The organism is Kitasatospora sp. NPDC051170 (assembly GCF_044455705.1).
Lineage (GTDB): Bacteria > Actinomycetota > Actinomycetes > Streptomycetales > Streptomycetaceae > Kitasatospora.
The window spans coordinates 579,511-593,575 of the sequence record NZ_JBITFA010000004.1; the positions used below are offsets into that span (position 1 = coordinate 579,511).

Annotated in this window: 14 protein-coding genes; 7 read left to right on the plus strand and 7 right to left on the minus strand. The window is 70.1% G+C overall.

Annotation, left to right across the window (positions count from 1 at the left end):
- Window positions 1-119: 119 nt before the first annotated feature.
- From ACIBCA_RS12895 to ACIBCA_RS12915, 5 genes are all read right to left on the minus strand, one after another.
- Window positions 120-665, minus strand: a complete 546-nt coding sequence (locus ACIBCA_RS12895) for a hypothetical protein (RefSeq protein WP_396282885.1) — start codon at window positions 663-665, stop codon at window positions 120-122.
- 48 nt (window positions 666-713) lie between these two features.
- Window positions 714-2,333 carry an alpha/beta hydrolase gene (locus ACIBCA_RS12900; RefSeq protein ID WP_396282886.1) on the minus strand — a complete coding sequence of 540 codons (1,620 nt, stop codon included), beginning with the start codon at window positions 2,331-2,333 and terminating at the stop codon, window positions 714-716.
- Window positions 2,330-2,656, minus strand: coding sequence for a hypothetical protein (locus tag ACIBCA_RS12905; RefSeq protein ID WP_396282887.1), 327 nt, complete (start codon window positions 2,654-2,656; stop codon window positions 2,330-2,332). The genes ACIBCA_RS12900 and ACIBCA_RS12905 overlap by 4 nt, the downstream gene beginning before the upstream one ends.
- 107 nt (window positions 2,657-2,763) lie before the next feature.
- Window positions 2,764-2,946: a hypothetical protein gene (locus ACIBCA_RS12910; RefSeq protein ID WP_396282888.1), complete on the minus strand. Its 183-nt coding sequence runs from the start codon at window positions 2,944-2,946 to the stop codon at window positions 2,764-2,766.
- A gap of 36 nt (window positions 2,947-2,982) precedes the next feature.
- Entirely contained in the window at window positions 2,983-4,320 is a 1,338-nt protein-coding gene (locus ACIBCA_RS12915) for a UDP-glucose dehydrogenase family protein (RefSeq protein ID WP_396282889.1), read from the minus strand.
- Window positions 4,321-4,529: 209 nt separating this feature from the next.
- On the opposite strand from ACIBCA_RS12915, the gene ACIBCA_RS12920 reads away from it, so the two are divergent.
- The 4 genes from ACIBCA_RS12920 to ACIBCA_RS12935 all read left to right on the plus strand — a co-directional run bounded on the left by ACIBCA_RS12920 (window position 4,530) and on the right by ACIBCA_RS12935 (window position 7,517).
- On the plus strand, window positions 4,530-5,696 hold the full coding sequence (locus ACIBCA_RS12920; protein WP_396282890.1) for an acyl-CoA dehydrogenase family protein: 1,167 nt from the start codon (window positions 4,530-4,532) through the stop codon (window positions 5,694-5,696).
- Window positions 5,697-5,755: 59 nt separating this feature from the next.
- On the plus strand, window positions 5,756-6,235 hold the full coding sequence (locus ACIBCA_RS12925; RefSeq protein WP_396282950.1) for a GNAT family N-acetyltransferase: 480 nt from the start codon (window positions 5,756-5,758) through the stop codon (window positions 6,233-6,235).
- Window positions 6,236-6,246: 11 nt separating this feature from the next.
- Complete coding sequence (locus tag ACIBCA_RS12930) at window positions 6,247-6,942, plus strand: class I SAM-dependent methyltransferase (protein ID WP_396282891.1); 696 nt, start codon at window positions 6,247-6,249, stop codon at window positions 6,940-6,942.
- Window positions 6,943-7,022: 80 nt separating this feature from the next.
- Window positions 7,023-7,517, plus strand: coding sequence for a peptidylprolyl isomerase (locus ACIBCA_RS12935; RefSeq protein ID WP_031077104.1), 495 nt, complete (start codon window positions 7,023-7,025; stop codon window positions 7,515-7,517).
- Window positions 7,518-7,611: 94 nt separating this feature from the next.
- Here the strand turns inward: ACIBCA_RS12935 and ACIBCA_RS12940 are convergent, their stop codons facing one another.
- Together ACIBCA_RS12940 and ACIBCA_RS12945 are read right to left on the minus strand one after the other, a co-directional pair.
- Window positions 7,612-8,082, minus strand: a complete 471-nt coding sequence (locus ACIBCA_RS12940) for a hypothetical protein (protein WP_396282892.1) — start codon at window positions 8,080-8,082, stop codon at window positions 7,612-7,614.
- Between the two features lie 37 nt (window positions 8,083-8,119).
- Window positions 8,120-9,406, minus strand: a complete 1,287-nt coding sequence (locus tag ACIBCA_RS12945) for an LCP family protein (protein ID WP_396282893.1) — start codon at window positions 9,404-9,406, stop codon at window positions 8,120-8,122.
- A gap of 323 nt (window positions 9,407-9,729) precedes the next feature.
- On the opposite strand from ACIBCA_RS12945, the gene ssuE reads away from it, so the two are divergent.
- The 3 genes from ssuE (at window position 9,730) to ACIBCA_RS12960 (ending at window position 13,870) form a co-directional block, all read left to right on the plus strand.
- Window positions 9,730-10,287, plus strand: coding sequence for an NADPH-dependent FMN reductase (ssuE, locus tag ACIBCA_RS12950; RefSeq protein WP_396282894.1), 558 nt, complete (start codon window positions 9,730-9,732; stop codon window positions 10,285-10,287).
- Between the two features lie 204 nt (window positions 10,288-10,491).
- Window positions 10,492-11,277, plus strand: a complete 786-nt coding sequence (locus ACIBCA_RS12955) for an ABC transporter ATP-binding protein (RefSeq protein WP_396282895.1) — start codon at window positions 10,492-10,494, stop codon at window positions 11,275-11,277.
- A 19-nt stretch (window positions 11,278-11,296) separates the two neighbouring features.
- A complete protein-coding gene (locus ACIBCA_RS12960) occupies window positions 11,297-13,870 on the plus strand; it encodes an ABC transporter permease (protein WP_396282896.1) in 2,574 nt (857 codons plus the stop codon).
- Window positions 13,871-14,065: the final 195 nt, after the last annotated feature.

Sequence of the window (14,065 nt, forward strand, 5' to 3'; positions counted from 1 at the left end):
GTCCGTTCCTGAAAGCTGAGGGCCAGGACGATTCAGTCTGTCTGCTGGGTTTCGGACTGCTCATGACCGCCGACGACGAGAGCCCAGCCCTGTCCGGGATGTGGGGGCTGAACAGGTGGCTAGGGGGTGCCCGTCGGCGAGGCCGACGAGGATGGGGGCAACAGGCAGGGAGTGATGACGCCGAGGTACATGCGATCTCCGCTGCCCGAGGTCTCCGCCGTGGCGGTGTACCGGCTGTCGGGGTGGACGGCATCGACGAGGGCGTCGGGCTTGCCGTCCACGGACTCGCGATAGCCCTCCACCGTCAGGCCCTCGCCGACCAACATGTCGCGGACCTTTCTGACCGCTTCCGGATGCTGGGCGCGCGGCACCGAACTCTTGACGCTGTACATCAGGACGTACCGGTCATCGCTCGCGGTTTCCCCGTTCCTGCCGGTACACGGAGTGAAGAGCGCGTCGACGGTCGTGGGATCGATCTCGATCCCGGCGGTCCGGGCCATGTGCTCGGTTATTTGTTGTGCCCAGGTCTGGGCGTCAGCCTTGGACTTCACGGGTGGCGTGTCACTCCTGTCGGCGGGATGGGTGGACGAGCATCCGCCGAGCACCGCGAGCAGGAGCACAGTGGCGATGATCCGCCCCAAGGTGCGGGATTCGCTGGCGGTCATGGTGCTCCTGTGTCGCGAGTCGGCGGTCGGTTGAACCAGCTGTGGGAGTCAGGGGGCTTTGGGGGCAAGCGTGGGCTGGCGGCCGGCGATGATCCGGCCCTGATTTTGGAGGCTTTCACTTGCGCCTCCGGGGCCGATGTCCCAGTAGCCGCCGTGCCCGCTGGTGTCGATCTGGATGCGTTGGGCGCCGAAGATCCCGAGTTGTGGACCTTCACCGAACAGGTTGAAGTCCTGGGTGAAGTCGTTCTTGGCCTCACCGACCCACACGTGCTTCGGGTTGATGTTGAGCTCCGACGCCCTGTCCACCCCCATGCCGGGGCTGCCGAGCGCGATGATGTCGTCGACGTTCGCCCCGCCGTCCCGGGCGGCCACCCCCACGACATAAGTGCCGTAGCTGTGCCCCATCAAGGTCAGGTGTGAACAGTTGCCGTTGCCACCCTCGGCCACCCGCAGGCCCTTGGTGAAGTTCCGCAGATCCGGTGCACCGGCTTCTCCGCGATCGTTGGACACCACGCTGCCGTCCAACCAGTTCGGTGTCTCGTAGCCGAGCCACGAGACCACGGCAACGTTCTCGTCGCCGGCCTTGTCCTCGGCGGCCTTCTGGAGGCGCCGGATGTGGTCCATCTGCCCCGGCACTCCACCGAGAACGGTGCCGGTGCCCGGCACGAAGACCGCCGTGTGCTGCGCCTTGTCGGGGTTGCCCGTTGAGACGATGGCCCGGCCGTTGTGTGCCTCGGGGTCGATTCCGAGCAGAAGCATCTGGTGCTTCTCGGGGTTCCCGTCGGAAGCCATCAGCTTCCTCTTGATTTCCTCCAGGGCGTTGATCCGCGATTTGTACTCGTCCTCGTCGATGCCGAAGTCGCCGGGCTTCCCGCTTCGGTAGGCGTCGAGCTTCTCGTCGAGCACGAGACGGTTGGCCTCGTCGCGCACGGTCGCAGGAAGCCCGTCGAGCTTGCCGATCCGATCGGGGTGCAGGGCCAGGTATGCCTCCTGCTGTTCAGGAGTGAGGCCCTTCCACCACGCGGCGGACTTCTCCGGGTCCTTGCCGTCCGGAATGTAGGGGTCGACCAGTCCGAGGTCCTGCATCGCGGCGGCGACCGCGTTCTTGGCGCCGGCGAGCGATCCGTTCACCTTGGTCGGGTCGAGAGCGTTCGAACTGAGCCGGCCAAGGGCCTTGTTGCCCTGATCGCTCGCTGTCTGGGCGTCCTTCAGAGCGGTGTCGATCCGACTCTGGAAACCCTTCATGTCCGAGGCGAGTTGTTGGCGAGCCCTGATCGCATCGGGGTCGTTGGCCTCTCCCTTGCCTGCGGGTGGGAGGCTGACGACGCCCTCGGCGGACACGTTCAGGCCGGCGTCAACTGAGCGCTTGACGGCGTTGGTGAGGTTGGTCTGCGCCTGGTACATCCGGTCGGCCACGGTGTTCAGGACCAGGGCGGCGGTGTCCGCTTCCTTCTTGACGATGTTCAGTTGTTTTTCCGTGTCCGCCATGTACGGAAGTGCGGCCTTGGCATCGTCTCCCTCCCAGTTGCCGCTCAACGGACCGTTGACCTGGCGGCGGTGCCGCTGACAGATGCTCTCTGCCGCGTGGCCGAGGGCCGTCCAGGTCTTGGCGGCATCGTGCAGCCCATGTGGGTCGAACTTCACGAGAAGTTCGTACGTGCCGGTCACTTCGGCCCCTGCTGTGGTGTGGCCCATGCGCCGGCGACAGCGCGGTCGTTGTGCTCGTGGGCAGCAGCATTCGCGTTCAGGTTGGTTGCGGTGCTTGCGAGGCGCTGCTGCAGGTCACCGAGCGGCTTGGACCAACCGGTGCCCAATTGGTTGAGTCCGCCCGCGATCGACCAGCCGGTCAGCTGGCCGGAGACCGTGTGGCTGTCGTTCACGGCGTTCTGAACGGGAGTGCCGAGTTCCTCACCCAGACTTTTTGCGATACCTGCGGACGCCCGCAGGTCGGTTGGTTGGATAACGACCTTGCCGGTGGCGTTGTCACCCACAGCTTTGTCCTCCCCCGGACGTTCGGCATACGCACCTACGTTCTACGGAACGTTAACTGAGCCATGTGCGCTACGTATCCGTCAAGATACTCAGATCGTATGAACGGCTAGCGGACCGTCTTGGCCTGTCCAGTGGCGCGCTTGGGCTTGGTGGCCTCGATGCGGTAGGTCAGACCAATGGACTCGCCTGAACCGCAAGGAACGGGGCGGCCGGGTGTATCACTCGCCCAGGTGTCGCCGGTGCCGGTGAGGATCCCGCGGACCGTCGCTTCGTCGCCGTAGTTCGTCATACCGGTGTCAACGGCATACCCCGGAGAGACGGCCGTTCAGCTGGGGCGGCCCAGGGCGCGGTACGTCCAGCCGGCGGCGCGCCAGGCGTCGGCGTCGAGGACGTTGCGGCCGTCGAGGAGGCGGCGTTCGGCGACGACGGCGCCGAGGGTGGCCGGGTCCAGCTCGCGGAACTCGGCCCACTCGGTGAGGTGGAGGACGACGTGGGCGCCCTCGGCCGCCTCCAGGGCGGAGCCGGCGTAAGCGAGGGAGGGGAACATCCTGCGGGCGTTGTCGACGGCCTTCGGGTCGTAGACGGTGACCTGGGCGCCCTGGAGCTGGATCTGCGCGGCCACGTTGAGGGCGGGGGAGTCCCGGATGTCGTCCGAGTTGGGCTTGAAGGCGGCGCCGAGCACGGCCACCCGGCGGCCCAGGAAGCCGCCGCCGCACTGCTCGCGGGCCAGCTCGACCATCCGGGAGCGGCGGCGCATGTTGATGGAGTCGACCTCGCGCAGGAAGGTCAGCGCCTGGTCGGCGCCCAGTTCGCCGGCCCGGGCCATGAACGCCCGGATGTCCTTGGGCAGGCAGCCGCCGCCGAAGCCGAGGCCGGAGTTGAGGAACTTGCGGCCGATCCGCTCGTCGTGGCCGAGCGCGGTGGAGAGCATCGTGACGTCCGCTCCGGCGGCCTCGCAGACCTCGGCCATCGCGTTGATGAAGGAGATCTTGGTGGCCAGGAAGGAGTTCGCGGCGGCCTTCACCAGCTCGGAGGTCGCGTAGTCGGTGACCAGGAACGGCACCCCGGCCCCGATCGGCTCGGCGTACACCTCGCGCAGCAGCCGCTCGGCCCGCTCGCTGCGAGCGCCGACCACGATCCGGTCCGGCCGCAGGGTGTCCTGGACGGCGAAGCCCTCGCGCAGGAACTCCGGGTTCCAGGCGAGCTCGGCCTCCTCGCCGACCGGGGCCAGCGCGGCCAGCCGCTCGGCGAGCCGGGCCGCCGAGCCGACCGGCACGGTGGACTTGCCGACGACCAGGACCGGGCGGGTCAGGTGCGGGGCCAGCTCCTCGATGACGGCGTCCACGTACGACATGTCGGCCGCGAACTCGCCCTTGCGCTGCGGGGTGTTGACGCACACGAAGTGGACGTCGGCGAACCGCGCGACCTCCTCGACGGAGCTGGTGAAGCGCAGCCGCCCGGTCGAACCCTCGTGCCCGGCCACGTGCTTGACCAGCAGCTCGGACAGCCCCGGCTCGTACATCGGGACGCGGCCGGCGGTCAGCATGGCGATCTTGTCGGGGTCGATGTCCAGGCCCAGCACCTCGAAGCCGAACTCCGCCATCGCGGCGGCGTGCGTGGCGCCGAGGTATCCGGTGCCGATCACGGAGATGCGGAGGGTCACGGGTTCCCCTTAGTGCGGTTCGACGTGCGGTTCGACGTGAGGTGCGACCGGCCTGTCGGCCGGAATCAGATGCTCCCCGATGCTATCGGGCCCCGTCCAGGCGCCCGATCCGCCCGGGTCCGTGACGCTAGGCAGCCGCAGGTCGGCGCCCTAGGATCTGGTACTGAACGGTAGTTAACCGGTAATTCGAGCTGGACGAGGCGGGCATCATGGCGGGCAGCGCAGGCGCGGCTGACTTCGATCTCTTCCGTATCTCCGAGGAGCACGAGATGCTCCGTGAGGCGGTGCGTTCGCTGGCCGAGGCGAAGATCGCTCCGTTCGCGGCGGAGGTGGACGAGCAGGGGCGGTTCCCGCAGGAGGCGCTGGACGCTCTGCAGGGCAACGACCTGCACGCGGTGCACGTGCCGGAGGAGTACGGGGGTGCGGGGGCGGACGCGCTGGCGACGGTGATCGTGATCGAGGAGGTCGCGCGGGTGTGCGCGTCGTCCTCGCTGATCCCGGCGGTGAACAAGCTGGGCTCGCTGCCGGTGCAGCTGTCGGGTTCGGAGGAGCTGAAGGCGAAGTACCTGGGGGCGCTGGCCCGGGGCGAGGGGATGTTCTCGTACTGCCTCTCGGAGCCGGAGGCGGGTTCGGACGCGGCGGGGATGAAGACCCGCGCGGTGCGCGACGGCGACTTCTGGGTGCTGAACGGGGTGAAGCGCTGGATCACCAACGCCGGGGTGTCGGAGTTCTACACCGTCATGGCGGTGACCGACCCGGAGCTGCGTTCGAAGGGCATCTCGGCGTTCGTGGTGGAGAAGGGCGACGAGGGGGTGTCGTTCGGTGCGCCGGAGAGGAAGCTGGGGATCAAGGGTTCGCCGACGCGTGAGGTGTACTTCGACGACGTGCGTATTCCGGCGGACCGGATGATCGGTGCGGAGGGTACGGGGTTCGCCACGGCGATGAAGACGCTGGACCACACCCGGGTGACGATCGCCGCTCAGGCCGTCGGCATCGCCCAGGGCGCGCTGGACTACGCGAAGGGGTACGTGAAGGAGCGCCGCCAGTTCGGCAAGGCCATCGCGGAGTTCCAGGGTGTGCAGTTCATGCTGGCCGATATGGCGATGAAGCTGGAGGCGGCCCGTCAGCTGACCTACGCCGCCGCGGCGAAGTCGCAGCGTGGTGACGGTGACCTGACGTTCTTCGGTGCGGCGGCGAAGTGCTACGCGTCGGACGCGGCGATGGAGATCACCACGGACGCGGTGCAGCTGCTGGGCGGGTACGGCTACACGCGGGACTACCCGGTGGAGCGGATGATGCGCGATGCGAAGATCACGCAGATCTACGAGGGCACCAACCAGGTCCAGCGCATCGTCATGGCCCGCAACCTCCCGTAACGGCAGCCCCGAAAATCGCGCGACGGCGGGCGGCCTCGGTTCGTAGGCTGCCCGCCGTGATCGTGAACAACCCCGCCCTCAGCCTCGCCGAGCTCACCCCCGCCAACATCGACGCCGCCCTCGGCCTACGGGTGCGCCCCGGACAGGAGCACCTGGTCTCGCCGGTGGCGAAGTCGCTGGCCGAGGCGTACGTGTACGGCGAGACGGCCTGGCCCCGGCTGATCCTGGACGGCGAGCGGCCGGTCGGCTTCGTGATGGCCTTCTTCGACATCACCTTCTACCCGGACCGGCCCGGGGAACGCCCCCGTTCGGGCCTGTGGCGCCTGCTGATCGACGGGGACGCCCAGCGCGGCGGCTACGGCCGCTTCGCCGTCGAGCAGGTCTTCGCGGAGATCCGCCGCCGGGGCGGCACCCGCGCCACCGTCACCTACCACCCGGGCCCGGACGGGCCGGCCGGGTTCTACGCCCGCCTGGGCTTCCGAGAGACCGGGGAGTTCAGCGGAGACCAGGCGGTGGCGGAGCGGGAGTTGGCGTCCTAAGGTCCCGGGTCATGACCACAGAGCCGCAGTCGCCTGCCGAGCCGCAGTCGCCCGCCGAGCCGCAGTTCCTGGCCGAGACCAGGGCGTTCTACGACGCCGTCGCCGCCGACTACACCGAGCAGTTCCGAGGCCACATGGACTCCAGCCCGGTGGACCGCGCGGTGCTCGGCCTCTTCGCCGAGCTGGTCCGCGCCGAGCGGCCGGACGGCCGGGTGGCCGAACTCGGCTGCGGCGCGGGCCGGGTGACCGGGTACCTGCACCGCGAGCTGGGCCTGGACGTCTCCGGGGTGGACCTCTCGCCGGGGATGGTCGAGCTGGCCCGGCGGGAGCACCCGGACGTGCCGTTCAGCGTCGGATCGCTGTTCGACCTCCCGTACGGGGACGCGGAGTTGACCGGCGCACTGGCCTGGTACTCGCTCATCCACACCCCGGCCGAGCGGCTCCCGGAGATCTTCGCCGAGTTCGCCCGGGTGCTCGCCCCCGGCGGCCACCTGGTGCTGGCCTTCCAGGTCGGCGACGAACCGTCCCGGCAGGACCGGCCCTGGGGCCACCCGGTGACGCTGGACTTCCGCCGGCTGCGGCCCGAGCGGGTGGAGGAGCTGGCCCGGGAGGCGGGCCTGCCGGTCACCTTCCGCAGCGTCCGCGAGCCGGCCGAGGGGGAGAAGGCCCGGCAGGCGTACCTGCTGGCCCGCAAGCCGGGGAGCTGAGCACCGGAGCGTGAGGGCCGGAGCGTGAGGGCCGGAGGGGGCGGCGCGCATCGGACTGCCGGTCGTGCCATGATCCCTGCATGGCTTCCAACGTTTTCTTCGACATCGAGATCGACGGCGTGCCGTCGGGCCGCATCGTCTTCAAGCTGTACGACGACGTGGTCCCGAAGACCGCCCGCAACTTCCGCGAGCTGGCCACCGGCCAGAACGGCTTCGGCTACGAGGGCTCCGGCTTCCACCGTGTCATCCCGGCCTTCATGCTGCAGGGCGGTGACTTCACCAACCACAACGGCACCGGCGGCAAGAGCATCTACGGCGAGAAGTTCGCGGACGAGAACTTCCAGCTCAAGCACACCAAGCCGGGTCTGCTGTCGATGGCGAACGCGGGCAAGAACACCAACGGCTCGCAGTTCTTCATCACCACCATCGTCACCGACTGGCTGGACGGCAAGCACGTCGTCTTCGGCGAGGTCGTCGAGGGCATGGACGTCGTCAAGCTGGTCGAGTCCAAGGGCTCGCAGAGCGGCCGCACGTCCGCCAAGGTCACCATCGCCAAGTCGGGCGTGGTCGAGTAGTCACCCGTCCGCCCCTCGGGGCCGGATGAAACGCGTACCGCCCTGGAGCGGGAAGTCGGCCGGGCCGACCTCCCACTCCAGGGCGGTGGCAGTTCTACGCGCGCACGGGCGGCGCGTACCCCTCCCGCAGGCCCTCCCGCATCCCCACGCGGCGGGCCGGCACCCCGGCCCAGACCTCGCCGGGCCCGGTCGAGCGGGTGAGCACCGCGTTGGCGCCCACGATCGTGCCCGCGCCGACGGTGAGCACGCCCTCCTTGCAGACCACCTTGGCGCCCGCGCACAGCACCGCGCCGTCCTCGACGACCACCCGCCGCATCGGGCTCAGCTCCTGGGGCACCCAGGGGTCGGCTCTGCCGATGGTCACGCCGTTGTACAGCGTCACGCCCGTGCCGAGCGTCGTGTACGGATGCAGGACGGTGCCGAAGCCCCGGTGGAAGACGGTCAGCCCCGGCCCGATCTCGCAGACGGCCGGCACCTCCATCCCGTACAACGCGAGCGCCTCCTGGACCAGGCGGCCCAGGAGGCGGTGGCGACGGCGGTAGACGAGTGCGGTGACGAGTGACATTCACCCATTGTGAAGTCACCGGCACGTCACGTCACGGTTACTTGAAGTCCGGCACGGCGGTGTCGTTCTTGAAGGCGTCGAAGACCTGCGTGGACTTGGCCTTGTCCCACTGGACCGCCGACTCGCCGGTCTTGGTGCGGAAGTCCGGGTTGCCGATCGGGATGGTCAGGCTCTTGCCGCTGCCGCCGTTGACGTCCTTCATGGCGAGGAACAGCGAGCCGAGGTCGGTCAGCCCGCAGTCGTCGTCGACGATCAGGGTGCCGAGCGCGGAGTCGACCAGCGGGTAGAAGGTGAACGGGTTCACCAGGTTGCCCGGGGAGGCGGCCTGGTGGGCCAGCGCGCCGAGGAACTTCTGCTGGTTGCGCATCCGGCCGAGGTCCTGGTCGGCCATCTGGTGGCGCTGGCGGACGAAGGCGAGGGCCTGCTTGCCGTTGAGGGTCTGGTCCCCGGCCTTGAGGTCGAGGCCGGAGTCGCGGTCCTGGATGTCCTTGTCGATGTGCATCTCGACGCCGCCGATGGAGTCGACGATGCCCGCGAACCCGGCGAAGCCGATCTCGGCGTAGTGGTCGATGCGGATGTTGGTGTTCTTCTCGACGGTCTGCACCAGGAGGCGGCCGCCGCCGTTGTTGTACGCCGCGTTGATCTTGGAGGTGGTCTCCTTGACGGTCTTGCCCTTGCTGTCCTTGTGCTCGGGGATCGGCACCCAGGAGTCGCGCGGGACGCTCATCAGGGTGTTCCCGCTGTCCCCGATGTGCAGGATCATCATCGAGTCGCTGCGCTTGCCCTCGACGTCGTGACCGGTGTGCATGTCCTCCATCTGCGAGTCGGTCAGGCCCTCGCGGCTGTCCGAGCCGACGATCAGCCAGTTGGTGCCCTTGCCCGCCGCCGGGCGGCCCTGGTAGTCGGCCAGCACGTTTTCGTGGTTGAGCTTGGAGTCCGCCCAGAACCAGGTGGAGACGGAGGTCACCATGAAGGCGATCAGCACGCCGAAGACCGTCCACTTCACGATCCGCCGGCGCGGCCACCGCCCGGCCTGAGCGGGCCGCGCACCGGCGGGGCCGCCCGGACCGCCCGGTCCGCCGGGGCCCTCGGGCCCGCCGGGGCGTCCCGGACCGCCCGGGCGACCGCCCGGCAGCCCCTCGCCCTGCTGCTGCCCGGGGATGCCGGCGGGCCGCGGCGGCTCCGGCCGCTGCGGCGCGGGGGCCCCCGGCCCGCGCGGGTTCAGCGAGGACGGCAGCGGCGGCTCGGCCGCCCCGCCGCCGGTACCGTTGCCGCCGTACGGGTTCCCGCCGCCGCCCCGGCGGCCCTCCTGCCACGTGTTCATGTGGTCGAGAATGCCCGACCCCGGCCGGGGTGACTCCCCCCGGGGTGCTCACCGGGCCTCTTGTAGCAGTTTTGATGCACGCACCGGATCGTTCCGCCGTAACGTCCCGACATCCCGCGTTCCGGCTGCTGAAACGATTCTTGACCGGTTCGAACACCCCGTGTTTGCATCGACGGTATGGATCAGAGTCGGACCCTCACGCGTCGGCGGCACGTCGACCTGCGGCGTGGGGTGGCCTGTTCGCTCTGTCGCGGCTGACACGCGCCTCCGACGCGCGCCTCCTCAGACACCGCCGCCCCCGCTTCCCGCCCGAGGTGAACCGCATGGCCACCGTCCTGTCCGTTTCCGGCTCCCCCTCCGCCACCTCCCGAACCACCCGCCTGCTGCGCCACGTCGACGCGCAGCTCGCCGAACGCGGCCACCACGTCGTCCCGTTCGAGGCCCGCAGCCTGCCCGCGCACGCGCTGCTGTCCGGGGACTTCGGCCACCCCGAGATCGTCGCCGTCACCGAGCTGTTCGCGCAGGCCGACGGCGTGGTGATCGGCACCCCCGTCTACAAGGCCGCCTACTCGGGCCTGTTGAAGGCCCTGCTCGACGTCCTCCCGCAGTACGCCCTCGCCGGCAAGGCCGTCCTGCCGCTGGCCACCGGCGGCTCGCCCGCGCACGTCCTCGCCGTCGACTACGCGCTGCGCCCGGTGCTCAGCTCGATGGGCGCCGGCCACATCACCCAGGGCTGGTTCGTGCTCGACCGCCACGTGACGGCGAGGGAGGACGGCACCACCCTGGTCGAGCGCGAGACCGACGCCCTGCTGACCCCCGTCGTCACGGGCTTCGCCGACGCCCTCGAGCGGCTCTCCGTACCCGCACTGACCTGCGGCTGAGCCCCCGTACGGGCCTTCCCCGAGACGGCGGCGGCCGACCCCTAGGGGGAGGGGCCGCGCACCCCGTAGAACCTTGGTTGAAGCGCTTCATTCCGGGGGAGGACGAGCGCCGTCGCCCGCACTCCTAACGTGGGACACGTCCCCGCCGGTTCCTTGGAGGAACCGGCGGGAGTGACCGGTGGGCCCACTTCCAAGGAGACTCCAGTGACGACGGCAGCAGCCGTGTACGACCCCCAGCTTCCCGGCGGGGAATCCGCCGTCGCCGCAGCGGCCCGCCAGGTCACCAAGGCGTACGGCTCCGGCGAGACCAAGGTCACCGCGCTCGACGCGGTCGACGTCGACATCCAGCGCGGCCGCTTCACCGCGATCATGGGCCCCTCGGGCTCCGGCAAGTCGACCCTGATGCACTGCCTGGCGGGCCTGGACACCGTCACGAGCGGGCGCATCTGGATCGGCGACACCGAGATCACCGGCCTCAAGGACAAGCAGCTGACCAAGCTGCGCCGCGACAAGATCGGCTTCATCTTCCAGGCGTTCAACCTGCTCCCGACCCTGAACGCGCTGGAGAACATCACGCTCCCGATGGACATCGCCGGCCGCAAGCCCGACCGGGCCTGGCTGGACCAGGTGGTCGAGACCGTCGGCCTGGCCGACCGCCTCAAGCACCGCCCGACCCAGCTGTCCGGCGGCCAGCAGCAGCGCGTCGCCGTCGCGAGAGCCCTGGCGGCCCGCCCCGAGATCATCTTCGGCGACGAGCCCACCGGGAACCTCGACTCCCGCTCCGGCGCCGAGGTGCTGACCTTCCTGCGCCGCTCGGTCGACGAACTGGGCCAGACCATCGTCATGGTCACCCACGACCCGGTCGCCGCCGGCTACGCGGACCGCGTCCTCTTCCTCGCGGACGGCGTGATCGTCGACGAGATGCACGCCCCCACCGCCGACTCCGTCCTGGAGCGCATGCGCCGCTTCGACGGCAAGCGCACCAGCTGAGCGGGCGGGACAAGAGACGATGCTGCTCAAGACCTCACTGCGGAGCTTCTTCGCCCACAAGGGCCGAATGGTGCTCTCCCTCATCGCCGTCGTGCTGTCGGTCGCCTTCGTGTCCGGCACGCTGGTGTTCTCCAACACCGCGACCAGCACCTTCGACAAGCTGTTCGCCGCCACCGCCTCCGACGTCTCCGTCCAGCCGCCCAAGCCGGCCGAGGACGACGAGGAGGGCCGGGCGGCCGTCAAGCCGCCGACCGTCCCGACCGACCTCGCCCAGAAGCTGACCGGGTTGCCCGGGGTGAAGAGCGCCCTCGGCCAGGTCTCCGTCGACAACGCCGTCCTGGTCAACCCGTCCACCAACAAGCTGGTCGGCCCGACCACCGGCGCGCCGACCATCGTCGGCAACTGGACGGACACCCCGAGGAACGCGGTCGACCTCACCTCCGGCCACCTGCCGCAGGGCTCCGCCGACCTGGTGCTCGACGCCGACACGGCCAAGAAGGCCAAGCTCGGCCTCGGCGACAAGGTCCGGGTCGACAACCAGATGGGCAAGCACGACTTCACGATCGTCGGCATCGTCACCTTCCGGACCACCAACCCCGGTGCGGCGCTGGCCTTCATCGACACCCCGACCGCCCAGAAGGTGCTGCTCGGCGAGCAGGCGTTCACCTCCGTCGAGGTGTTCGGCGACGGCAGCCGCACCAACGAGCAGATCAAGGCCGACGCCCTGGCCAAGGTCGGCACCGGCTTCCAGGCCAAGACCGCCGCCGAGCAGAAGGACGAGAGCTCCAAGGCCGTCGGCCAGGGCCTGGACTTCATGACCTACGCGATGCTCGGCTTCGCGTTCGTCTCGGCGATCGTCGGCATCTTCCTGATCGTCAACACCTTCTCGATGCTGGTCGCCCAGCGCACCCGGGAGATCGGCCTGCTGCGCGCCGTCGGCGGCAGCCGCAGCCAGGTCAACCGCTCGGTGCTGGTCGAGGCGCTCATCCTGGGCGTGCTCGGTTCCACCATCGGGATCGGGTTCGGTCTGTTCGTCGCCTGGGGCCTGGTCAAGCTGATGAACCTGATCGGGATGAACCTCAACGCGGCCGACCTGGAGATCAGCCCCGACGTCTTCATCTCCGGGTACGCCCTCGGCATCATCGTCACCATGGTCGCCGCCTGGTTCCCGGCCCGCCGGGCCGGCAAGATCGCGCCGATCGAGGCGCTGCGCGACCACGGCACCCCGGCCGACGCCCGCACCAACCTGATCCGCACGATCATCGGCCTGGTGCTGACTGCGGGCGGCGGCGCGGTGCTGGTGCTCGGCGGGCAGGCGGAGAAGGCCGCCGACGGCGGCCAGCTGCTGGGCCTGGGCGTGGTGCTCACCCTGATCGGCTTCGTGGTGCTCGGCCCGCTGCTGGCCGCGGCCGTGATCAAGGTGCTCGGCGCGGTGCTGCCGGCCCTGTTCGGCCCGTCCGGCAAGCTCGCCCAGCGCAACGCGATGCGTAACCCGCGCCGCACCGGCGCCACCGCCGCCGCGCTGATGATCGGCCTGGCCCTGGTGATCGCCGCCTCGGTCTTCAGCTCCTCGGCCGTCACCTCGACCAGCGCGCAGATCGACAAGACCGTGGGCGTGGACTACATCCTCTCCGGCGGCCGCGGCGCGGTCGCCCCGGAGGTCATCGACACGGTGGAGAAGACCCCGGGCATCGACCACGTCAGCCTCCAGCGGTCCTTCGTCTCCTCCAAGCTCCAGCTGCCGGACGGCCGGGTGGTCAAGAACGAGCTGACCGCCGTGCCGCCGACCTTCTTCGACACCGACTTCCACCCGGGCGTCGTCGCCGGCTCGGCGGACGCGGTCGGACGCGGCACCATCGGCATCGGCGAGACCTTCGCCAAGGACCACAACCTGAAGGTCGGCGACCAGGTCACCGTCAACTACGGCCAGGGCCACACCCAGAACCTCGCGGTGGGCGTGGTCTTCGAGAAGGGCGGGCTGTACGGCTCCGGTTCCTTCGTCGACCTGGACACCCTGTCCAAGGCCGTCCCGGTCGCCGACCAGCCGCCGGTGTTCACCTTCTTCGCCAAGGCCAAGGCCGGCGCCGACGTCGCCAAGACGCTGACCGCGCTGGAGGACGGCCTCAAGGAGTACCCGCAGCTCACCATCAAGGACCAGGCGGGCTACAAGGAGCTGGTGCAGGGCCAGATCAACACCCTGCTCTACCTGATCTACGGGCTGGTCGCGCTGTCGATCACCGTCGCGGTGCTCGGCGTGGTCAACACCCTGGCGCTGTCGGTGGTCGAGCGCACCCGGGAGATCGGCCTGCTGCGGGCGATCGGGCTCTCCCGCCGCCAGCTGCGCCGGATGATCCGGCTGGAGTCCGTGGTGATCGCGCTCTTCGGGGCCGTCCTCGGCGCCGGGCTGGGCCTGGCCTGGGGCGTCACCGCCCAGCGGGTGCTGCGGGACCAGGGGCTGGGGACGCTGTCCATCCCCGTCCCGACGGTGGCGCTGACGCTGGTCGCCTCGGTGGTGATCGGCCTGATCGCCGCCCTGATCCCGGCCTTCCGGGCCGGGCGGATGAACGTCCTCGCGGCGATCGCGACGGACTGACCCGGCCTCAGGGGGAAGCCGGGCGCGGGGGAGAACGGGGGAACGGGGGGAAACGGGGGGAACGGGGGCCGTGGGGGGGGGGGGGGGGGGCCCCCCCCCCCCCCCGGGGCCCGGGCCCCCCCCCCCCCCGGGGGGGGCCCGGGGCCCCCCCCCCCCCCCCCCCCCGCCCCCCCCCCCCCCCCCCCCCCCCCCCCG